Below are 21,680 nucleotides of genomic sequence, written 5' to 3'. Positions count from 1 at the left end.
TATGTTACCTTATAATAGCAACATAACCACTTATTTTACTACGCCCGTTTTTAGGGTCGATAATATAATAATAGGTACCTACGGGTAAATCTACACCGTTATAACGGCCATCCCATGGGGTTGAGTATCCAATCGACGAAAATACTTTTTCGCCACTTCTGCTAAACACATTTACGGTAGCTCCCGGGTAGGTATCCAGGTTTTGAATTACCCAGGCATCATTTAAACCATCACCATTGGGTGTAAAGCCTGTTGGGATGCCCGGTGCCTGCAGCACGGTAACCGTCATTGATGATGTTACCGCGCAGGGTACATTTTGAGTAGTTGATGTAACGGTAAGGGTATATTTGGTATTGCCTGATGGTGCCGCAACCGGGTTCAAAATATCAGCATGATCTAAGCCCGTAGCAGGCGACCAGAGGTAAGTGAGATTTGAGCCCGTGGCTGTAGCTTTTAATGTAGTGCGCCCCCCGGCTAAAATAAGCAGATCGGGCCCTGCAGATATAGTAGCCACGGGCTCCACGGTTACTGTTTGCGATAAGGTATCAGCGCAACTGTTGGCCGATGTATAAATACATTGAATAGTAAACGTACCTACGCCTGCAACAGCCGGGCTAAACAATCCGGTTGAAGATACCCCCGTACCTGTAAATACAGCACCGGGTGTACCCACAGGCCCCGTTTGTGTTATCTGTAACTGGAATGGCGGGGCATTAACACAAACCGGGCTGATAGCCGGAAATGTAAGCGTAGGTACTCCCAGCACCGTTATACTTTGTGTAGAACGATTAACGCATGAAGCACCTGAGTAAGCATCCATTACCACAGTATAAGTATGCGCTAAAGCATCTTTTGGATACGTATGCCTAAACAATTGCCCATATGTTGGGTGCGCATAATGTGTTTTCACTGTCGGGTTATTGGCATAATCGTAATACATATCCACACTGGTAACACTGCCATTGCCAAAGCCCGGCACAGATGCGCTATCCACAAAGAAAACCTCACGGTTGCTGCACAGGGCAGCACTGTTAAGCACCACAAATTTTGATTGCGGCGATGAGCCATTAACCGTGAATTGCTTTACCGTATCAACCACACAGCCTTTTGCTGAAGTAATGGTAAGATGAACATTATAATTACCCGTTGCAGTGTATTTATGACTTACCGTTAACCCGGTGGCTGTATTTGGGTTGTTTAGGGTACTTAGCAACGCATCACCAAAATTCCAGGTGTAAGTTGATGTACTATTATCAGCGATGGAAGATAATGCCGAAAACTGAGCATAGGTATCATTCAGGCAAACATCGGGTATGGTAAAATCTTTTGTTGGCAATGGGTTTACTATTACCGCTTTAGTAACGGTTAAACTTAAACATCCCAAACTGCTTGTGGTGTATAGTTTAACATTGTAAGTGCCTGCTTTGGCAAAGATATGTGTAAATGCCGCGTTGCTGTTACGGGTATCAATTGCACTGCCGTCGCCATAATCCCATACCCATTTAACATTAGTACCCTCTGTACTGGTTGATTTATCGGTAAAGGTTATTGCCTGTGTTTCGCAATCAATTGCCGACCAGGTAAACCCGGCTACAGGCTTGGTATAAATATGTACTGACGAACTGTAATTAGTTACCGAGCAGCCGTTATGCCCCGTTACCGTAAGGCTAACCGTATAGTTTCCCGGGTTTTTAAACGCGTATTTGGTGTTTTGTATGTTAGATGTATCACCTGTAGAGCCAAACACCCAATGCCATGCCGATGATGCCGGTGTGGCGCCGTTTGTTTTATCGGTAAACTGTATGCTATCCGCAGGGCATGAGTTTGCTGCCGATGTAAAACTGGCCTGCCCGCTTATCACAAATGTTTTAGTAGCGGTGGCAGTACAGGTATCTTTTGATGTAACAGTAAGTGATATGGTGTACGTACCCCCTTTTGTATACTGGTGCGTAGGATTTTTCACAATGCTGGTATTGGGGTTTGCAATCGTAGCGCTGGCATCCCCAAAGTTCCAGAGGTATTTAAATTGCGCCTGGGTATTATCGCTAATGGTACTTTTATCAATAAATGTTGCTACAGCATTGGCCAGGCAAACATCTGGCAAACCAAAATCAACCACCGGCTTAGGGTGTACCAATACCGCTTTACTTGTTGTAAAGCTACTACAACCATTATTTGTAATGGTATATAGTTTTACTACATAAGTACCCGCGGTTGCAAACACATGGGTAAATGCCGTGCTAACTGAGCGGGTATCAATTACGCTGCCATCACCATAATCCCATACCCATTTAACATTGGTACCTTCGGCACTGGTCGATTTGTCGGTAAATGTAATTTGCCCGCTTTCGCAATCCAAACTTGAAAACACAAAATCAGCTACGGGCCTTTTGTAAATATGTACCGGCGCGCTGTATGCTGTTGTTGAGCAGCCATTATGCCCGGTTACCGTTAGCTTAACGGTATAATCGCCCGGAATTTTAAACAGGTACCTGGGGTTCTGTACATTTGAGGTATCGCCCGTGCCAAAATCCCAGTGCCAGGCCGATGATGCCGCCGTAGCGCCATTAGTTTTATCGGTAAACTGTACGCTATCGGTAGCACACGATAGTGATACCGAACTAAAATTAGCCACCCCGCTTACAGTAAATGTTTTCGTCAGGGTGGTAGTACACGTATCTTTTGATGTTACCGACAAACTAATGGTATAAGTGCCGCCCCCGATAAATTTATGGGAAGGGTTTTTAGCCGTGCTGATATTAGGATTAGCTATGGTGGCGTTAGTATCGCCAAAATTCCACAGGTATTTAAACTGTGCCTGGCTGTTATCGCTTATCGTGCTCTTATCGGTAAATGAGGCTGTGGCGTTGGCCAAACACACATCGGGTAAACCAAAATCAACAACGGGGCGCGGATGTATAGTGATGCTTTTGTTTACCGATGTGCTTGTACAATTTTTATCGGTTAACAGTTGTAATTTAACTGTATACGTACCTGCTGCAGCATAAATATGCGTAAACGGAAGATTATTAATACGCGTCTCTACAGTGCTGCCATCTCCGTAATCCCATATCCAGTGAATGATCTGCCCTTCGGCTGTGGATGACCTGTCTGAAAGTGTAACGGCCTGTGTTTCGCAATCGGGTGTCGAGAAAGTAAAATCGGCTACCGGCGCGGGGCGTACATGGATATTTTTGGTATAAAGCGATGAAGGGCATGCCGTACCCGAACTCACGGATAAGCCGACAGTATAATTGCCCGGACTTAAAAATCTATAGACCGGGTTTTGCACGTTTGATGTATCGCCATTGCCAAAACTCCAATGCCATCCGTTAATACCTGCTGTTCCGGTACTCAGGTCTTTAAAACCAATGGTATCTGCCAAACAAAGCGTATCGCGTGATGAAAATTTAGCTGACGGAGGGTCAACAACGGTATAGTTTAAACTTACCGTTTCATCTGAACCGCAAGCTGTGGTTATTGGGTCAACAACGGTAACATTTACAGCGTAAGTTCCTGCTGTTGGGTACGTTATGGTTTGCCCGTAATCATACACATATAAAGTTTGATTACCTTTTGTTATGGTACTTTGGAATGTTGGATTTGTTTGAACAACAGGTGTTGTACCTTTACCAAAATCCCAGGTAATACTTGTCGTAGTATATGGCAATACCACCTCCGGCGAAAAACTTACTCCGGTACACCCTGTTGTTGCAACAGTATTGGTACCCGGTGTTTTAAATTGCGTGTACTCATTCAGGTTTTTAACATTGGTGCCCGCCGCATAACCGTATGACTCTGCCGAACCAAAACCATAAGCAATAGCGTTGAAACCCTGACCCGCGGCAATATTATGCGTTGCCCCGGTTGTTGCTGTGAGTTGCGCATATGAGTAGGCCGTATTACCCGGAACAGGTGCAAAATTTGCTGCCTGTGATACGCCATCCAATAAAAAAGTTGATACCGCGCTTGTGGGTATCACCACGTTAATAAAGCCGTTTAAAATAAGATATTTATTTGTTGAGTATAGTGTAACATGGTCTATATTTTGCTCAAGCGGGTTTAAGTAGATCATTTCAGGGTCGCCAATATCTCCTGTTAAAGCTTTTAATCCCGTTATACCGTTATTTTGAGTAACAGCATATTGTATAACCTGTATAGGTTTATCAGCCGATATTACATTGGGTGCCTGGCTGTTAAATTGATAGTACAGATTATTGGTAAACGAAGCAAGCGGCACAACCGAGCCATTTAACGTAACCGTAGTTGACGGATCACTCAGTACAATACGGAAAACATCGTAATTACGGGTTTTTAACGGAACTGTGATGTAATTTTTCCCCCATGACGCTGTTGGATAAACCTGCTGAAAAAGATTATCGGACGACGTTACCGGCGAACCAATATAAATTTTATTGCTTCCCGAAAAAACAGCTATCTTTTTGCAACCCGAGCCCCCATTACTAACCGAAACAATGTGCGTTCCGGTAAGATCAGTATTAGACAAGCCCTGGTAAACCTGTCCTTTGTTTAAAGTTATGGTGAATTTAACATTTGCTGCTGCCCCGTTAATTAAGGCTGCCGATGGGGTGATATCCACTGTAGTGTTATCTTCTGTAGCAATAACCATAAAAGTTGAATATGATGGCGTTGCATTTGATAACTGGGTATAATTTAGCGAGTAATAATCATTGGCCATTGTATTTACAGGGAGCAATAGCGTTGCTCCTGATACCGAGCTGGCATAAATATGGGCATAAACCGCTATGGGATTTTTGCTGGTGATATGCAAGCCCTTTGTTTGCGTGCCATTGGTGTTACCCAGGTAAGCCGCACTTGGTATTGCAACCAATGTAGCAACATTAGGTGCAACGGTAAAATTTATAGCGGTAAAACTATTATCGGTAATACTTACCGTGCCGGTGGTGGCTACGTCAGAAGCAATATAGAGTATCATTTGGGACGCGCTGCCACCGGTTGCACCGTTAATGTGCGTCATGTAGGCGGTCCAAAACTCCGTACCTATATTGGAGTTACCCGATTGAGCACGGGAACCTACGGCCAATAATAAGCACGTAGCAAATAATAAAATTTGCTTTAAAATTTTTAGCACGTTTAATTAATAGTTATTAGGTTAAACCGGTGTGGCAGGCAATAAGCAGCAACACCAATTTAAGCGATAAAACTACAAAAAAACTTTGAAGTAAAATAGATGTTACAATCCCGAAGCTTTTAAGGCATTTAATTGCTCATTAGCTTTTTCGAGCTTTTGGGCAAGGTCTTTATTTTCCCTGCGGAGGTGGTATATTTCCATCGCGTTTTGAATATACATTTTCAGCTCTTCATCGGCCCAGGGCTTAACCAGGTATTTATATACCTGCCCACGGTTGATCGCATCCATAACAGCATTAACATCAGAAAAACCAGTTAACAAAATACGTATCGTATCGGGGTATATGGGGATGATGGATTCTAAAAATTCTATCCCCGTCATACCGGGCATGCGTTGGTCGGTAACTATTACAGCAATTTCATTCTGGTCGAGTATGCGGCGGCCTTCGCGGGCAGACTGTGCTGTGAAAATATTAAAATCGCGACGGAATGCTGCTTTAAAGCTATTTAAATTATGTATCTCGTCATCTACGTACAGTACTCCAAATTGCATCATCGCCATAATTTATTATTGGATCGGGTTAGTAATTTTCAAATTTATTATATTGTAAATATACTTTAACTAAAAAGTGCAGTTAAAGTTTAATTTTGCATATCTATTACATTTGCAGCAATCTAATTTAACTCCTTTGTTACTAAAAAAACACATGCTGTTACTTATCCTATCCTTACTAAGCTTAAGGATATTGGCATCAACAGATACACTTACCCTGCATGGTAATGAAACAAAGCTGATCAACAAAAATTACTTTACCGCTTTAGAAGACCCTACCCGCAATTTAACTATTAATGATATACTAAAAAATGCAGGGTTTAAAACCTGGAGCAGTTCATTACCAAGTTTAAAGGTATCAAACCCGGTGATATGGCTCAAATTAGTTTTGCGTAATAAAACAAACCAGCCATATATCCCTATCAGTATTAATGCAAGTGTTATTGAGTGCTTCGATTTATATATCCCCGGAAAATCAGGTGAGCACCCCGTACACTTAAGTGTTAACAATAACAATAAACAAACACTGCTACCAAAGGCAAATATGATAAATTGTACCCTCATGCCCGATTCGGCACGTACAATTTACCTCCGTATTGAAAGCAATGTACCCAACTCTATACCTATTGAATTTAGCAGCGCTGAAAGGTATTTTGAGCGGTATAGCTCAAAAACCATAACCTTCGGCATTTTTATGGGCATCGTTATTATTATGATGTTTTATAACCTTTTGCTTTTTTTTGTTGTTAAAGAAAATAGTTACCTGTATTATGTAGCTTATATCATATTTTTAGGTGTATCGCAGGCCTTAACCCGTAATTATGGTTATAGCCTTGTTAACCCATCGCTGTATAATAATTACCTCGTTCCGTTTAGCCGTATTTTTTTCTGGCTATCTATCCTGCTTTTTGTTACCGAGTTTTTACAGTTAAGAAACCAAAACAAAAACATTTTTAAGTTTACCATGGGTTTGGCTTTCCTTTTTGCAACACCTATTTTATTTATCGCTACCAATAACTTCAACTTTGCGTATGGCCTTATTACCGTTTTAGTTAGCCTGGGTTGTATATCGCTCTTGGCTATTGGCATTTACATGTATAAAAAAGGTTATAAACCTGCAAAGTTTTTTATGCTTGGCTGGTGCCTTTTCCTGATATCTGTTTTGGTTTCGGTAGGCCGGAGCAAGGGCTATGTACCGTACAATGATTTTACTGCCGATATTGTACTCATCACATCAACCATTGAGTTGGTCATATTTTCGATAGCTTTAGCTGATAAGATAAACTTTTACCGCTCTCAAAACATCGATTCGCAATCATTAGCGTTAAGGATTGCGCGTGAGAATGAACGGTTGATAACCGAGCAAAATATTATGCTCGAATCCAAAGTGGTTGAGCGCACCCGCGAATTATTGGAGAGTAACCGTAGCTTAACCCGGCTTATTGAGAATCTGAAGGAAGCGCAATTCCAACTGGTTGAAACAGAAAAGATGGCATCTCTTGGCCAGCTTACAGCTGGTATAGCCCACGAAATTAATAACCCCATCAACTTTGTAAAATCGAACATAAAACCACTAAAGCTTGATATGGATGAGGTATTTACCTTGTTAGATATGTATAGTTCGCTTGAGCAGGCGCCCATTGAAAAGGCAAAATATGACGATATAATAAAATACAAGGAGAACATTGATCTTAATTACATTAAAACTGAAATAACCGAATTGCTTAATGGCATTGAAGATGGTGCGGCCCGAACGGCCGAGATCATTCAAAGCCTCAGGGCATTTAGCCGTACCGATGAGGTTGAGCTGAAACTGACCGATATTAACAAAACCATACTGAGCACCCTGGTAATATTACGCAGCTCCATCCCATACTATATTGAGATAACACCTGTTTTAGATAAACTGCCCATGCTTAATTGCTACCCGGGTAAAATAAGCCAGGTTTTTATGAATATTATCCAAAATGGGATACAGGCAATCATCGAAAAAGAAGAGCATCAAAAAGAAAGCATATTAATTGTAACCAAAGATTATCCTGAAAACATCACCATTGAAATTACCGACACCGGTGTGGGCATGACCGAGAAAGTAAAACAAAAAATTTACGATCCCTTTTTTACCACCAAGGATGTTGGCGAAGGTACCGGCCTGGGCCTTTCCATCGTTTTCGGGATCATTGAAAAACACCAGGGCCACATTGAGGTAACATCAGAACCAGGCAAAGGCGCCAGCTTTTTAATTATGCTGCCGAAGACATTGGAATAACAAATAGCAGTGTTGAGTTGCAGTTGCAGCATATTTAGAAAAGAAAGACTACTACTGCCAGTGCTACTGCAACTAATCAGTTCTCTTCCTTAAAATAAACCTTATAATAGTTCATCGTTTTTTCGTCATCAAAGCCTTTTTCTATCAGGTCTTTATTGCCATGGATATAGATGTGGAAGTTCTTGTCTAACTTAAGCACACTTTTATAAACGCGGCTCTGTTTTTTTACCGCCGCTCCCGAAATATCGAAGGTATCCCCTATTTCGGTCTCGTGGTCGGTTTCATATTGCTGCTTGTAGGTTTTAAACGATTCGATGGCTTGCGGGTTGCCTAACACTTCATCGCCAAACTCATCCAGATCAAAAGTTTCATTCTCCTTAAAATATTTGATCGATTTGTTGAGCAGGTCTATCTTATCTGCCTTTGTCAGTTCAAACTGGTCATCCAGCTTTTCTGATACAAAGTTTTTATAAATACTCAGCGTATTACTGGTTTGGTTAAAGCTGTCGTTACGTATTTTTAGTTTTAAAAAGTCATCTTTCCAATAAACAGCTTCGTTATTACGGTTGGTTTGATCAACTACGAGTACTTTATAACCATCTTCTTTTTCCGTATTAAAAATAAGGCAGCCTTTATCTAATTTATTAATATTGATACCATCCGGCTCATACTCCAGATTAAAACCGCCCGTATCCGGGTATACCTTGAGGTAGGTTTCTTTGTTTTCCGATTTGAATATCCCTATCGCATCCAGCAGGTCGCCTTCAATCTGTACATCTTTAAACAAAGCGATATATAGTTCGCCCGCCTTTATTTTAGGGTGATTGGTTTGATCGAACAGGTATTTGGTGATCTGCTCGCTTACTTCGTGAAAACGGTTGGGGTTATCAAATACTTCGGTACAAAAATGAAAAAGCTCGTTCAGCGTTAACTCGCTCGAATGCATAAAACGGTACACTTCATTCACCTTTTCAAATGGCGATAAAAAATACTGCATCAGTAATTTGCCTAATAACTCGTCTTTTATAGCGATTGGATTATCCGACAGGACATAAAATTCGTCAAGTAACTTATTACCAACCCGATGTATAGAAAGCGCCGAAAGCGCGGCTTCGAATGATGAGATCATATTATTTTTTTGTGATACAAAGAAAGCAAATTGCTATTGGTTACAAATTATTTAATAAATCTGCCCGAAAAATGTAAATAAATTGAGCAATTCAAAAAAAATTACAGTATTTTTGAAATAAGCAAGCTATAAGTATGAATATTTTTATTGGCAACCTTCCTTATAAGATTGAAGAATCAGAATTGATGGAACTGTTTGCAGACTATGGTGAAGTTACTTCGCTTAAAATTATTATCGACCGCGAGACCGGCCGAAGCAAAGGCTTTGGTTTTGCCGAAATGTCCGACAAAGAATCGGCGCTAAAGGCTATTGAAGACCTTAATGCTGCCGAAATTTATGGCCGTAACATTGTGGTCAAAGAGGCCGAACCTAAAGCCGAAGGTGCACGCAAACCATTTAGAAGTGGAGGCGGCAGCGGTGGTTATAAGGGTGGCGGCGGCTATAATAAGAGCAGCTACGGCGACAAGGACCGTTAGACTTTACATGATCCCTCAATTGCATCATGATCAAGGTCGTGATGTTTTTCTGCATTCTATACTTCAGTAAAATTTCCCGGCTATTCATTGTTGCAAAAAGAGGCAAAACCTTTTTTTCTCTTTAACCTGCAACATAATGTCAACCGATCAAAAACACGCATCTTCCCTCATGGTAATTATTGCTTTCGCGATAGTTTACATTGTTTGGGGTTCAACATATTTTTCTATCAGGATAGCTTTAGGCGGCGGCTTCCCACCTATGGTTTTGGGTATGCTACGCTTTCTGCTGGCAGGCGTATTACTACTGGCCTGGTGCATTATTAAAGGCGAAAAAGCCTTCGTACTTAAAAGCATACTCAACGCGGCGGTAAGTGGTATTCTGTTGCTATTTATAAGCATTGGTATAGTGATGTGGGTTGAGCAAACACTGCCGAGCGCTATGGTAGCCATACTGGTATCGGCCGCGCCAATATGGTTTGTATTGCTCGATGTGCCTAAATGGGGCGAAAGCTTTAAAAACAAATGGACAATATTGGGCCTCATTATTGGTTTTGGCGGGGTTATACTCCTTTTTGCCGAACAGGTTATCCATGCCTTAACTGATAAAGGCATTGGCTCAAACCTTTGGGAAATGCTGTTGCTGATAGGCGGCTCCATCGCCTGGACGGCAGGCTCTATCTACTCAAAGTACAAGGGCTCCGGTGCCTCAGGGCCGGTTAACTCAGCATGGCAAATGCTTGTGGCCGGTATTTTATTTATACCGGCAAGTTTTATAAGTGGCGAGGTACAGCATGTAAACTGGGCAGCAATTACAACTAACGCATGGATGGGTTTAGGATATTTAGTACTTTTTGGTTCGATAGCCGCTTTTAGCGCCTATGTATGGCTGCTGCAGGTTCGCCCTACGGCGCAGGTAAGTACCTATGCTTATGTTAACCCCGTAGTAGCGGTACTGCTGGGCATATTTTTCGCCCACGAAAACATTACCCTGATGCAAATAGCTGGCTTAGGCGTTATTTTAGGCAGTGTGTTATTGATCAATCTTGCAAAATACCGTACTACTAAGCTAAAAGCGTAAAGCTTTTGGCTTTATGCTTCAAAAAGCTTTGCACTTTATTTATTCAATTCTTCCTCAATACGTAATTGCAATTCTTTTTTAAAACTATCATTCAATTTATAAGTCCCCTTTTCCGAGTCTTTATATAATTGTTGTACCATATCGTTTATCATTGCGCTTTGCTTGCCGTACAAACGGCAAACAGAGCAACCGGCAAGGTGTATCCTCAACTCAATGGTTTCGTAAAAACTGAGTGGTTTAAAGGCCTTTTTCTCCAATAAAAAAGTTGCCTGCCTGCAATTGTATTGTATCTTTTTCAACATTCCCATTTCGTAATACTTTTAAACCCAGTTTTTTTGAAGGCAAGCCCTCAAATTCAACTTGGCACGGTGAATAATAACCCAAAAATTCTGGGCCGATACTTTAAGTTCGGTACATATTCTTTCAGACGTTTCATCATCAATATGTTTCATGGTAAAAACCGATAGCCATAATGCAGGTAGTTTTTCCATGCATTTTTTTAGCGCCTGGCCAAGTTCTTTATTTTCCAGGTATTGCTCTTCCACTCCCATTTCCCTGGGATAGTGTTGTTGTGTCCAATGCCCGTCGGTGTCAAAAAAATCCTGTTGCACACGCTCTGCATCTGCAATATCTGATGATACTATTACTGATGACCTTTTTCGGTAAACATCAACTATCTTATTTTTCAAAATAGCCGTTAGCCATGTCCGTTCGCTGCTTTTGCCTTCAAAGGTGCGTACTTTTTGTAACGCCGCTAAAAATGTATCCTGTACCAGGTCTTTAGCTATTTCTTCATCGGCAATACGTTTTATGGCAAAAGCATATAAATAGTCGGCATGTGCATTAACCCAGGTATTCGGGTCAATGGCGGCTTGTGTTACGGGCATACATCAAATTATTTGTTAGTTAGTCGCAATTTAGCCAATATCCTTACAACCTTATCACATAAATTTTGCAAACAACACTACCGGTAATAGTTACGTTATCATTATTACCGACCATGACAGTTTAATAACAGTAGCTATCACTAAAAGCGTTATTTTTATTGCCACCAATATAACCTGATGCAGAAATTTAACTTACTGCTTTTGCTGTTCTTACTATTACCTTGCGCTTTTGCCTTCGGGCAGATATTATCGCCTGTTTGGGTAAATGATATTGGTGGTACAGGATCGGCAAGCGTAGTCAAAATAGTGACTGACAGCCAGGATAATATTTATGTAACAGGTTCATTCCAAGGCACTATTGACCTATCACCCGCTGCTACAGTAACACACCAATTAACATCAAAGGGCAACCTTGATATTTTTATTGCAAAATATACCGGTAGCGGCACTTTAGTATGGTGCAAACAATTGGGCGATACAGGTTCAGACTATCCTGTATCCATCTGCCTTGATGACAACAATAATGTGTTTGTTACCGGCCAGTTTCTTTCTCCGTATATGGATATTGACCCGGGAACAAATGTTACTTCCTTACTTAACGAAGGGCAAAAAGACATTTTTGTAGTTAAGCTAAACAATGCAGGTAACTTTTTATGGGGATCACAGATAAGCGGTACCGGCAATCAAATTGTTACATCAATAAAAGCCGACCACAATAATAATGTTTATATCTGTGGATCTATCGATTCTAAAACAAGATTTGGGATAACATCTTTACTCACTCCAAGCGCACCTGTTGATGGTTTTATCGCTAAATATAATGGGAATAGCGTAAACAACCAGTCGCCCATCTGGGTGAGCCATTTTGGTGGCACAGGTACTCAAAACATAGCTTTTGGATTGGCCATTGATCCTAATAACGAGATTCTTATAACCGGCCGCTCAAACGATATTGGGGTTACTGCTGATTTTATTGCCAAATACGCTACTGATGGCAGCATAGTTTGGATAAATCGTATCCAAAGTAACGGAACAGGTACTTCGGCAATAACCACCGACCTGCAGGGTAATGTTATCCTATCGGGATATTTTTCAAACCAGGTAGTTTTTGATGTAAGCTCGCCTAAAGGAACTGTTAAGGCAAGTAATAATACCGCTACAGATAGTTTTGTGGCCCAATACAGCGGCAGCGGCAAATTTGGCTGGGCCATTGGCTTTGGGCAGGCGGGTACCAATACCTACGCGCTTGATGTAATAACCGATAACAAAAGTAATGTTTATGTTGGCGGCTGGTTTAATGGAAACCCTAATTTTAACCCGGCAACAGGCAAACCTGTACTAATACAACCATATGGTGGTTACAATGCATTTGCGGTTAAATATTCCCGTACCGGGCAATATGTTTGTGCCGCCAATATCGGCACAGCGCAAACAGCAAATATTGGCTTTGCAGGCAATGGCATTGCTTTAACAACAAGTAATGAAATACTACTTGCCGGAGCGTTTAACAATACAACCGATTTTAACCCGGGCGCATGCACCAATAATGTAACGGCACAAGGTATTTCCGACGGGTTTATTGTAAAATATTCCGCATCGCCAACACCGGCTATTACAGGCCTGAATTTACCACAGCAAAAAACAATGGCTGTTATTGATACGGTAAACCGGACGGTTAATATTGAGGTATTTAGCGGAACAGATCTCACCAAGCTATCGCCAATAGTCACTATCAACAACGGCACTTTAACACCTTCATCCGGCACAGCACACGATTTTTCATCGCCCTTTATTTACCACGTTACCGATGGCTGCACTACTTATGATTATGTAGTTACGGTGAGCATGATCCAAATACTCGAAAAAGCCAATGCAGGCACCGATCAGAGCAATTGTAACAATCCAGTAGCTACCTTACATGCCAATACCCCACCGGCCGGGGGTATAGGTACGTGGTCGGTAGTTGTTCCTGCGGGTTACTCCCCTTTCGATCAATCCAACATCAACGATCCTTCGGCACAAATAAAAAACATCCCTGCTGATACCAAAGTTGTACTGGCATGGACTGTCAACTACAAGGCTGTTCAGCAAACATCTGCTGATAGTGTTACGATATGGAACTATAGCCTGCCCGAAATTGGTACACCAAAAGAATATATCATCAGTAATCCCGGGAGTAGTGTAAGTCTTTCTCCCGCCATTAAAAGTACCGGGACATTAACCTACGCATGGCATCCCGGTACAGGGCTTAGTGATTCAACCATTGTTAACCCTTCGGCCTCTCCTATCCAAACAACCAGCTATAAATTAATAGTAACCAATGCCAATGGCTGCAGCACATCAGCTACATTTAAAGTTATTGTTGCTTACAGCCTTGTTATTCCCAGTGTTTTTACCCCAAACCAGGATGGTATAAATGATACCTGGACCATTAAAAATATTGAAGCCTATCAAAATTGCGAGGTTGATATATACGACCGCTCCGGTCAGTTGATATTTAACTCAAAAGGCTACGCAACGCCCTGGGCCGGAACGTATAAAGGCAAAAAACTACCAACCGGCTCTTATTATTACGTTATCAGGATGAACGATAAGAACAAACAAACCTTATCTGGCACGGTAACGGTAATGTATTAATTTGTTTTTGCTTGTGCGCTGCATAAACATTCCTGTTATATTTGCCACTCAGCAAATACAAACAAACCCTAAACGGTAAAATGAACTACTCTGAAGGCTTAGACCGATATCGCGAAAAAATTGCAAGCGTTGCCGCCGATGAGATGGTTTTAAACATGGGCCCGCAGCACCCCTCTACACACGGGGTATTGCGCCTGGAGCTCATTACCGATGGCGAGATCGTTCGCGAGGTTATCCCACACATGGGTTACCTGCACCGCTGTTTTGAAAAACATGCCGAATCGCTTACCTACCAGCAAACCATTCCTTTTACCGACAGGATGGATTACCTGGCATCAATGAACAACAGCCATGCCTGGGTAATGGGAGTTGAACGTATGATGGGTATTGAAAATGATATCCCCAAACGGGTAGAATATATCCGTGTTTTGGTTTGCGAAATGAACCGCATCGCATCGCACCTGATAGCTATTGGCACTTATGGTATTGATATTGGTGCTTTCACGCCATTTTTATGGTGCTTTCGCGATAGGGAACATATTATGGGCATGCTTGAGTGGGCCTCTGGTTCGCGCATGTTGTACAACTACATTTGGGTAGGTGGTTTATTTTACGATCTGCCGGTTGGTTTTGAAGAACGTTGCCTGGAGTTTATTGCCTACTTTAAACCCAAAATGGTGGAGCTGAACCAGCTTTTAACAGATAACCAGGTATTTATTAACCGTACCGCAAACGTTGGCATACTGCCCCTTGATGTAGCCATAAACTGCGGGTGCTCAGGCCCTATGTTGCGCGGCTCGGGCCTAAAGTACGATCTGCGCCGTATTGATGGTTACTCCGCGTATCCCGAACTGGAATTTGATGTACCGATAGGCACTGGATTAATGGGCTCCGTAGGCGATTGCTGGGACCGCTATAAGGTGCGTGTTGATGAGATAGAGCAATCGCTCATTATTATGGAGCAATGCCTTGAGCGGCTTACCAAAGAGCTGAAACGCACACCTGAGTTTGACCCGCGCGCTAAACTACCCCGCAAAATAACCCCCAAGGCGCAGGATTTTTATATTCGTGCAGAAAACCCCAAAGGCGAACTTGGCTTTTATTTTATTGCCGATGGAAAAAGCGAAGTGCCATTCCGTGTAAAATCGCGCGGGCCAAGTTTCTGTAACTTATCCGCCATGCAGGAAATAACAAAGGGTGTTATGATAGCCGACCTGATAGCGATTGCCGGATCGATCGATTTTGTATTGGGTGAAGTAGATAGATAAATTAAAGTCAAGACACAAGAATCGGGAATTAAGACTTTCATCAAAAGGAAAAAGGCATCCATGTTTATTGCACAGATGCCTTTTGTCTATATTCTTGGCTCTTGATTCTTGACTATCTCTTAACGGTTGTAAACCTTAACCATAAACACATAGTTCTGCAGTTTTTCTATCTGCTGGGTACGGCTCAGGTTAGCTATTTTACTTTTTGAACTTAAGCTGAGGCTGTTAACCGAAGTATCAGCTTGTATAGATTTGATCAGGTATTTTGATTTGATAGCGTAAGCGGAACCACCAGAACCCGCTGGTTTACTGCTAACTACACCAACAATATTACCTCTACTATCCAATACAGGGCCACCGCTGTTACCAAAATTAACATCCATAGCTATCTGGTAATTTACCGTGTCTCCCTTGTACCCATTGCCCGAGCTTAAATACCCTTTGCTCAATACCTGATCGTCTTTAGAATAACCTAAAGTGAACAGGTCTTCACCTAAGTCTAATTTACCTCTTTTAAAACCGTAAGGCAAAGCGCCTAATGATTTAAACGATGGATCAGTTATCTTTAAAACAGCAAGGTCATTTACCGCGTCGGTTGTAACAATCTTTGCATGGAAAGCATCACCATCCGCGTTTTGTACGTACACAGAATCGGCACCGTTTACAACATGGAAATTGGTAACTATATATCCATTTGATGATATCGCGAAACCTGTACCTATGCCACCATAATTATCCGGGGCTATTTTTTTTGCAGCGTGAATGTTCGATATCTGATAGGTTTGTTTTCGCTTAATTATATCAACGTCGTGCTTCAAATTAATAACGGCAGCTTCCTGGCTTTGTGATTTCATATACCCTGTTAAAAACAAAGTACCCAACACCGCGAAGATGGTAATTGACGCCGCTACAGATATTTTTGAATGATGGTTTCTCCACAAACGCACAATAGCCGACGGATGATGTACCAGTTCATCTTTCAATGCCTGCACATCTATCTCATCATGTATCTCGTTTAGCATGCTTTCAAACTGCAAACGCTCGCCGTATTGTTTAATACGATCGGTAAACTCCTGGTGCTCTTTTACGCGGGCATCAACAGCTTCATTGTCATGCCTTAATAATTCAAAGCGGGCACGCTCAGCGGCATTCATTTCGCCGTTAAGGTACCTTTCAATTACCGCCATTAATTCAATATCACTCATATCCTTACTCCTTTTACTTTTGCTGAAAAAACAATTTTTTCAGCCTTTGCAGGCATTTATATTTTTGTGTTTTGGCATTATCCGCATTGGTATAGCCAAATTTCTCGCAAATCTCCTGCATCGATCTGCCGTGTATATAATAATCTTCAATAATGGTTTTACAGGGTTCGCCTAATTCGCCCAGGGCCCCTTCCATTTTAGTGAACTGAATATCGCGCTCCTCGTGCGTAACCAGGTCTTCCTCAACCGGCATATATTCCTGAAAATCATGAATATCACCGCCGTACTTACTCATCTGGCTCAGCCTTTTTAACCAAAGCCGTCTGCAAACAGAATAAATATAAGTTTGAAGCTTACTGCTCAACTCAAAATTTCCCGATTTCACTTTATTATAAAGAACGATAATAGCTTCCTGGTAAACATCTTTTGCATCGTCATCATTACCGCTATTATTTAACACCAATTTCAACACCATCGGAAAATAGGCCACATATATACGCTTAAGCATACTTTCCGAATTATTCAGTATGCCTAAAATAGCCTCGTTATCTGTTGGTGATGAACTGTTTATATGCTTATTCACTACTTAATACGTTTATTTTAAAATGGTAACCCAACAGCTTTATAAATATTTTTCGAAAAGGTAACCTATCCGGCAAAAGTAATCCGAATAATAGTAATAACGAAAAAGCAAATATCCAGTCTGTTTAACCTATATGCATTTAATTAAAGATAAATTATTTTATTTTTTATTTAAACATGGGTTACCTTTCTTAAATTATTGTATTAATAAGAAAATTACTTAAATTTAAAACCAACGAAAATGAAAAACGCATTTAAATTAGGCTTTGTAGCTTTAGCAGTAACTGTTTCTTTTGCAGCTTGTGAAGGTAAAAAATCAGAAAGCACTTCTGATACTACTACTACCGGTAACACTACTACTGTTGTAGATACCACTAAGAAAGACACAACCGTAACTGAGCCTGTTAAAAAAGACACTGTAGTTACTACTGAAACTAAAAAGACAGAAACTAAAAAAATGTAATTTTAGTACTGAACTAAAAAATGAGGTTAAAACTGATCTCATTTTTTAGTCTGTTAAAAAAATTTAAAAAAAACGGGTTACCTTTTTTAGTTACATGTATTAACTGTCAAATATTAATATTTAACAAAAAATCAAACATGAAAAATTCAATTAAATTAGGTGCTTTAGCTTTGGCTCTTACAGTTTCTTTTGCTGCTTGTTCAGGTAACAAAACTACTACTACTACTGATTCAACTACAGTTAAAACTGATACTACAGTTAAAGTTGATACAGTTAAAGCTGACACAACTAAAAAAGATACTACTAAAAAAATGTAATTCTTTTTCTCAGTTAGTTTTTTTAAAGGGTAACCTTAACTTTTTTTTTAAAAGTTTGGGTTACCTTTTTTTATTTATGGTATTAAGGCTAAACTATTTAATCACTTAAAAAAACTAACAATGAAAAATTCAATCAAATTAGGTGCTTTAGCACTTGCGTTAACTGTTTCTTTTGCTGCTTGCTCAGGTACTAAAAAAACTGATGCTGCTGATTCAACTAAAATTGCTGATTCTATCAAAGCTGCTGATTCAGCTAAAATGGCTAAAGACACTACTAAAATGGACACTACTAAAAAAGACACTACTAAAAAAATGTAATTCTTTTTTTAGCAAACAAAAAGCCGCCATACAAGCAATTGTATAGCGGTTTTTTGTTTTAACGGCTTCTGTTATTTATAAAAGTTTAAACTTTTATAAATAACTATGGTTATACAATGCAATTAAAGCTGATGTTAAACCTTATATGAAAAGCCGGCCCATTTTTAAACTATTGTTGGTTATTGTTATTGGAATAGTAATGCCTTCCACTTCTAAAGCATTTTCTGTGCTCACCCACGAAGCTTTAGTTGATGCCAGCTGGGATAAATACCTTAAGCCCTTATTAAAAGAAAAATTCCCGGCCAGTACCGATGAGCAGTTAAAGCAGGCCCACTCTTACGCTTACGGCGGGTGCCTGATTGCCGACATGGGCTATTTCCCTTTTGGCAGTACATACTATACCAATCTGGCACATTATGTACGCAGTGGCGATTTTGTAAACAACCTTATTGCCGAGGCACAAAATATAAATGAGTACGCCTTTGCCCTTGGAGCTTTAAGCCATTACATGGCTGATAAATACGGCCACTCCATGGCTACAAATGTGGTTGTTCCGTTATTATATCCTAAAATCAAGAAGAAATTTGGTGATGTAGTTACCTATGAAGATGATCACATATCGCATAGCCGTACCGAATTATCATTTGATGTGCTGCAAACCGCCAAGGGCAATTACGCAACACAGGCTTATCATGATTTTATTGGCTTTAATGTTGCAAAATCTGTTTTAGAACGCGCCTTTTTAAAAACTTACGGCGAAAACATGAACGAGGTGTTTAAAGATCTTGATCTTACCATATCAACATACCGGTGGGCAGTTAAAAGTTTGCTGCCAGGTTTAACACATGCCGCCTGGGCAATTAAAAAAAATGAGATAAAAAGGAACGATTCAACAGCTACGGGTAGTAAATTTCATTACCGGATGAACCGTAGAAAATATTATGAAGAGTTTGGTACCAAAAGAGAAAAGCTAAGCTTTAAAGCACGGGTATTTGCTTTCATTATAAAAGTACTCCCCAAAGTAGGTCCTCTTAAAGTTTTCAAGTTTAAGGACGCCGGGCCCGAAGGCGAAAAGATATTTATTAAGGCATTTGATACCATGCTGGTTCATTATGCTACAGCCATCACTACGCTTCGCACACAAAAAACACCGGGCTTAATTGATATTGATTTTGATACAGGCCAATATACCCGCATGGGAGAATATGAGCTTGCTGATGAAACCTACAGTGACCTGGTTTTAAAATTAGAAGACAATAAATACATCTATCTTACTAAACCGTTACAGCAAAACATATTAGACTTTTTTAACAACGATCACCGATCTGCTTTTATGCAAAAAGAACCTGATAAATGGAAAAAAACGATCCTGGCCGTTGATATGATAAAAACTATTAAACCAATACCGATGGATAGTTTAAGAATTAATGCGCCGGCAACTGCGGTTACTCAAAAATAGTTCTGCGTTAATATATCGGGCTTTACCGATATTAATCCGTACTTTTAAAAAAATCTCAAATAATTCTTCCCTACTTAGGTATTGCCAATTTTTCTGCCCGGTAATTTTTAGGCTTTAGTTTTATCTGTAATAAGCATTAAAACCAATATCATGACAACAGAAACAATCGAATATCAGGCCAAAGTTTATATTTATGACCTGAATAACTGCGCACGCGAAAACGGCTTTAAGCCCGAAGAAAACTGGCAGTTAAGCCTTGCAACAAGTCAGGAAAAAAAAGATATCGAAAAAAAGTACCACCCTACTGTATCAACTAAAGTTTTACCTGAAACTTTAGGCGAGTTATTTGGACAGGTAAACGAAAAACTGATACAGGCTAAACCTGAAATAGCGAAAAAGTTTGATGGTGATACCCTATACAACAAAACTAATGAGCATCAATATCTTGTTGCTTTTAATCCAAAAAGAGAACGCAGGCACTAATAATATTTCATCGAAATGAAACGGATTAAAAAAGCCTTCGTTTAAACTGAATTGTTTAAATGAAGGCTTTTAATTTATTTTTGGTTAGTGATTACATCGCGGCAATAATTTCTGCCACTGTTGCTCTTTTTTTATAGTCTTTATCAAAATGAGCGAAGGTAATTTTACCTGCTTTATTGATAAGATAAGTAGCCGGAACAGGTAACATGTGGTCGGTATTGCCATTATTAGCTTCAAGGTCAACACCATAAGTTTTGTATTTGGTTACCATGCCTGCGTCCATTGTATAATTCACATCATATGCTTTCATTATCCTGTAACCCTTATCGGATATAAGCGAAAAAGTGGCGTGTGTTTTAGTTACAGTTTTGCCTATGTTCTCTTCCGTTTCAGGGCTTACGCCAACTACATAAACTCCTCTTTGCGTTAATAAGGTTAGGGAGTCTTGCAGGTGTTGCATCTGTTTATTGCAATACGGGCACCATTGCCCGCGGTAAAAGAATAGCAATACAGCCTTGTGCGTTTTAAGCACCGCTTTCAGGTCAACCGTTTTACCGGTATTATCAACAGCAGTAAACACCGGTGCATCGCTGCCCTTTTTTATCCCATTTTGCGCTATAATATTTAAACTAAACAGTGTAGCAAGGGTTAATAGCATTAGTTTTTTCATTTCTTTCTACTTAATTATAACTGCTTACATTTTACTTACTGAATCTTTCTTCATCATTTTCTTTTTCTCCATTTTCTTCACCACCTTCATCTTGTCATCCATCTTTTTGTTCACCTTAATTTTATCATCCATTTTCTTTTTAGCCATTTTGGTGGTATCGGCTTTCAAAGTAACAGCAGCAATAGGTGCAGCGTTTACGTTTACAATAAAGCAGGCAGAAACAATGGCGCAAATAAGGCCTTTTGTTACGTTTTTAGTTTTCATGTTTGTGGTTGTTTTTAGTTTTATATTTTCAGCTTAGTCGCAACCGGGTAACATACCTTACACAAATTTTTAAATGCATTTTTTATATATTTAATATCAAACCCAAAACATATCACCATGTCAACAAAAACAAGCTTTAATGCAGCAAGCGTACCACGTTTAAACAATGTTATACCGCAAGCGGTTATAGCGGGCGGTTTTATTTTTCTTTCGGGAACAGCGGGAATGGATCCGGCCACAGGTAAACTTATTGAAGGTGGCTTTGAAGAGCAGGCCTACCAATCGTTCCGCAACATCCGTACAATTTTAGAAGAGGCAGGCAGCAGCATGGATAAAGTGGTTAAAACCACCCTATTTATGGTAGCCGGTGCCGACCCTGCTTTTGAGGTAATTAATAAAGTTTACACCGAGTTTTTCCCCGATAACCCACCTGCACGCAGCGCTCCGCAGTTAATGCCTTTTCCGGGGCCAATATTAATATCGGTTGAGTGTATCGCTTTAGTGTAAATA

General features: G+C 40.3%; 20 protein-coding genes. 11 read left to right on the top strand and 9 right to left on the bottom strand.

Translation table 11 applies throughout. From position 1 onward, the window contains the following. Nucleotides 1-4: 4 nt before the first annotated feature. Nucleotides 5-5,113 carry a PKD domain-containing protein gene (locus KXQ82_RS07060; RefSeq protein ID WP_219487450.1) on the bottom strand — a complete coding sequence of 1,703 codons (5,109 nt, stop codon included), beginning with the start codon at nt 5,111-5,113 and terminating at the stop codon, nt 5-7. 102 nt (nt 5,114-5,215) lie between these two features. Then, nucleotides 5,216-5,668 carry a response regulator gene (locus tag KXQ82_RS07055; protein WP_219487449.1) on the bottom strand — a complete coding sequence of 151 codons (453 nt, stop codon included), beginning with the start codon at nt 5,666-5,668 and terminating at the stop codon, nt 5,216-5,218. 151 nt (nt 5,669-5,819) lie between these two features. Here KXQ82_RS07055 and KXQ82_RS07050 point away from each other — a divergent pair, with 151 nt between their 5' ends. Next, nucleotides 5,820-7,934: a sensor histidine kinase gene (locus tag KXQ82_RS07050; protein ID WP_219487448.1), complete on the top strand. Its 2,115-nt coding sequence runs from the start codon at nt 5,820-5,822 to the stop codon at nt 7,932-7,934. A gap of 76 nt (nt 7,935-8,010) precedes the next feature. Here KXQ82_RS07050 and KXQ82_RS07045 read toward each other — a convergent pair whose 3' ends face one another. Next, complete coding sequence (locus KXQ82_RS07045; protein WP_219487447.1) at nt 8,011-9,063, bottom strand: nucleoid-associated protein; 1,053 nt, start codon at nt 9,061-9,063, stop codon at nt 8,011-8,013. Nucleotides 9,064-9,197: 134 nt separating this feature from the next. Between KXQ82_RS07045 and rbp the strand changes: the two genes are divergently transcribed. Next, entirely contained in the window at nt 9,198-9,539 is a 342-nt protein-coding gene (gene rbp, locus KXQ82_RS07040) for an RNA-binding regulator (RefSeq protein ID WP_219487446.1), read from the top strand. 136 nt (nt 9,540-9,675) lie between these two features. Further along, nucleotides 9,676-10,617, top strand: a complete 942-nt coding sequence (locus tag KXQ82_RS07035; RefSeq protein WP_219487445.1) for an EamA family transporter — start codon at nt 9,676-9,678, stop codon at nt 10,615-10,617. 35 nt (nt 10,618-10,652) lie between these two features. Here KXQ82_RS07035 and KXQ82_RS07030 read toward each other — a convergent pair whose 3' ends face one another. Next, nucleotides 10,653-10,925, bottom strand: a complete 273-nt coding sequence (locus KXQ82_RS07030; protein ID WP_219487444.1) for a hypothetical protein — start codon at nt 10,923-10,925, stop codon at nt 10,653-10,655. Between the two features lie 12 nt (nt 10,926-10,937). Further along, complete coding sequence (locus KXQ82_RS07025; RefSeq protein ID WP_219487443.1) at nt 10,938-11,504, bottom strand: sigma-70 family RNA polymerase sigma factor; 567 nt, start codon at nt 11,502-11,504, stop codon at nt 10,938-10,940. A gap of 177 nt (nt 11,505-11,681) precedes the next feature. On the opposite strand from KXQ82_RS07025, the gene KXQ82_RS07020 reads away from it, so the two are divergent. Next, entirely contained in the window at nt 11,682-14,141 is a 2,460-nt protein-coding gene (locus KXQ82_RS07020; protein ID WP_219487442.1) for a T9SS type B sorting domain-containing protein, read from the top strand. Nucleotides 14,142-14,221: 80 nt separating this feature from the next. Then, nucleotides 14,222-15,409 (top strand): NADH-quinone oxidoreductase subunit D, encoded by a 1,188-nt coding sequence (locus tag KXQ82_RS07015; RefSeq protein ID WP_219487441.1) that lies wholly within the window; start codon nt 14,222-14,224, stop codon nt 15,407-15,409. Between the two features lie 119 nt (nt 15,410-15,528). Here KXQ82_RS07015 and KXQ82_RS07010 read toward each other — a convergent pair whose 3' ends face one another. Together KXQ82_RS07010 and KXQ82_RS07005 are read right to left on the bottom strand one after the other, a co-directional pair. After that, nucleotides 15,529-16,614 carry a S1C family serine protease gene (locus KXQ82_RS07010; protein ID WP_219487440.1) on the bottom strand — a complete coding sequence of 362 codons (1,086 nt, stop codon included), beginning with the start codon at nt 16,612-16,614 and terminating at the stop codon, nt 15,529-15,531. Between the two features lie 13 nt (nt 16,615-16,627). Continuing rightward, entirely contained in the window at nt 16,628-17,197 is a 570-nt protein-coding gene (locus tag KXQ82_RS07005; RefSeq protein ID WP_219487439.1) for an RNA polymerase sigma factor, read from the bottom strand. A gap of 240 nt (nt 17,198-17,437) precedes the next feature. On the opposite strand from KXQ82_RS07005, the gene KXQ82_RS07000 reads away from it, so the two are divergent. The 5 genes from KXQ82_RS07000 (at nt 17,438) to KXQ82_RS06980 (ending at nt 20,236) form a co-directional block, all read left to right on the top strand. Next, complete coding sequence (locus KXQ82_RS07000; RefSeq protein ID WP_219487438.1) at nt 17,438-17,659, top strand: hypothetical protein; 222 nt, start codon at nt 17,438-17,440, stop codon at nt 17,657-17,659. 137 nt (nt 17,660-17,796) lie between these two features. Continuing rightward, nucleotides 17,797-17,976 carry a hypothetical protein gene (locus KXQ82_RS06995; protein WP_219487437.1) on the top strand — a complete coding sequence of 60 codons (180 nt, stop codon included), beginning with the start codon at nt 17,797-17,799 and terminating at the stop codon, nt 17,974-17,976. A 120-nt stretch (nt 17,977-18,096) separates the two neighbouring features. Then, entirely contained in the window at nt 18,097-18,294 is a 198-nt protein-coding gene (locus KXQ82_RS06990) for a hypothetical protein (protein WP_219487436.1), read from the top strand. A gap of 199 nt (nt 18,295-18,493) precedes the next feature. Then, nucleotides 18,494-19,753 (top strand): zinc dependent phospholipase C family protein, encoded by a 1,260-nt coding sequence (locus KXQ82_RS06985; RefSeq protein ID WP_219487435.1) that lies wholly within the window; start codon nt 18,494-18,496, stop codon nt 19,751-19,753. Between the two features lie 150 nt (nt 19,754-19,903). Further along, nucleotides 19,904-20,236 (top strand): hypothetical protein, encoded by a 333-nt coding sequence (locus KXQ82_RS06980; RefSeq protein WP_219487434.1) that lies wholly within the window; start codon nt 19,904-19,906, stop codon nt 20,234-20,236. A gap of 91 nt (nt 20,237-20,327) precedes the next feature. Here KXQ82_RS06980 and KXQ82_RS06975 read toward each other — a convergent pair whose 3' ends face one another. Next, on the bottom strand, nt 20,328-20,906 hold the full coding sequence (locus KXQ82_RS06975) for a peroxiredoxin-like family protein (protein WP_219487433.1): 579 nt from the start codon (nt 20,904-20,906) through the stop codon (nt 20,328-20,330). A 24-nt stretch (nt 20,907-20,930) separates the two neighbouring features. Continuing rightward, on the bottom strand, nt 20,931-21,170 hold the full coding sequence (locus KXQ82_RS06970; RefSeq protein ID WP_219487432.1) for a hypothetical protein: 240 nt from the start codon (nt 21,168-21,170) through the stop codon (nt 20,931-20,933). A gap of 117 nt (nt 21,171-21,287) precedes the next feature. On the opposite strand from KXQ82_RS06970, the gene KXQ82_RS06965 reads away from it, so the two are divergent. Further along, the gene (locus KXQ82_RS06965) at nt 21,288-21,677 is read left to right on the top strand and encodes a RidA family protein (protein WP_219487431.1); all 390 of its coding nucleotides are present in this window, start codon (nt 21,288-21,290) and stop codon (nt 21,675-21,677) included. Nucleotides 21,678-21,680 lie beyond the last annotated feature (3 nt).

It is taken from the genome of Mucilaginibacter rivuli (genome assembly GCF_019391655.1).
Classification (GTDB): Bacteria; Bacteroidota; Bacteroidia; order Sphingobacteriales; family Sphingobacteriaceae; genus Mucilaginibacter; species Mucilaginibacter rivuli.
The sequence above is the reverse complement of the archived record's forward strand: the minus strand, read 5'-3'. Positions and strand labels throughout refer to the sequence as shown.

What these genes read in the sequence shown, in the direction of transcription:
- KXQ82_RS06985 (WP_219487435.1), top strand. Translation starts at nt 18,494, where the DNA reads ATGCCTTCCACTTCTAAAGCATTTTCTGTGCTCACCCACGAAGCTTTA.
- KXQ82_RS07050 (WP_219487448.1), top strand. Translation starts at nt 5,820, where the DNA reads ATGCTGTTACTTATCCTATCCTTACTAAGCTTAAGGATATTGGCATCA.
- KXQ82_RS07030 (WP_219487444.1), bottom strand. Translation starts at nt 10,925, where the DNA reads ATGGGAATGTTGAAAAAGATACAATACAATTGCAGGCAGGCAACTTTT.
- KXQ82_RS07045 (WP_219487447.1), bottom strand. Translation starts at nt 9,063, where the DNA reads ATGATCTCATCATTCGAAGCCGCGCTTTCGGCGCTTTCTATACATCGG.
- rbp (WP_219487446.1), top strand. Translation starts at nt 9,198, where the DNA reads ATGAATATTTTTATTGGCAACCTTCCTTATAAGATTGAAGAATCAGAA.
- KXQ82_RS07025 (WP_219487443.1), bottom strand. Translation starts at nt 11,504, where the DNA reads ATGCCCGTAACACAAGCCGCCATTGACCCGAATACCTGGGTTAATGCA.
- KXQ82_RS06980 (WP_219487434.1), top strand. Translation starts at nt 19,904, where the DNA reads ATGACAACAGAAACAATCGAATATCAGGCCAAAGTTTATATTTATGAC.
- KXQ82_RS07000 (WP_219487438.1), top strand. Translation starts at nt 17,438, where the DNA reads ATGAAAAACGCATTTAAATTAGGCTTTGTAGCTTTAGCAGTAACTGTT.
- KXQ82_RS06975 (WP_219487433.1), bottom strand. Translation starts at nt 20,906, where the DNA reads ATGAAAAAACTAATGCTATTAACCCTTGCTACACTGTTTAGTTTAAAT.
- KXQ82_RS07035 (WP_219487445.1), top strand. Translation starts at nt 9,676, where the DNA reads ATGTCAACCGATCAAAAACACGCATCTTCCCTCATGGTAATTATTGCT.
- KXQ82_RS07015 (WP_219487441.1), top strand. Translation starts at nt 14,222, where the DNA reads ATGAACTACTCTGAAGGCTTAGACCGATATCGCGAAAAAATTGCAAGC.
- KXQ82_RS07055 (WP_219487449.1), bottom strand. Translation starts at nt 5,668, where the DNA reads ATGATGCAATTTGGAGTACTGTACGTAGATGACGAGATACATAATTTA.
- KXQ82_RS06970 (WP_219487432.1), bottom strand. Translation starts at nt 21,170, where the DNA reads ATGAAAACTAAAAACGTAACAAAAGGCCTTATTTGCGCCATTGTTTCT.
- KXQ82_RS07020 (WP_219487442.1), top strand. Translation starts at nt 11,682, where the DNA reads ATGCAGAAATTTAACTTACTGCTTTTGCTGTTCTTACTATTACCTTGC.
- KXQ82_RS06995 (WP_219487437.1), top strand. Translation starts at nt 17,797, where the DNA reads ATGAAAAATTCAATTAAATTAGGTGCTTTAGCTTTGGCTCTTACAGTT.
- KXQ82_RS06990 (WP_219487436.1), top strand. Translation starts at nt 18,097, where the DNA reads ATGAAAAATTCAATCAAATTAGGTGCTTTAGCACTTGCGTTAACTGTT.
- KXQ82_RS07010 (WP_219487440.1), bottom strand. Translation starts at nt 16,614, where the DNA reads ATGAGTGATATTGAATTAATGGCGGTAATTGAAAGGTACCTTAACGGC.
- KXQ82_RS06965 (WP_219487431.1), top strand. Translation starts at nt 21,288, where the DNA reads ATGTCAACAAAAACAAGCTTTAATGCAGCAAGCGTACCACGTTTAAAC.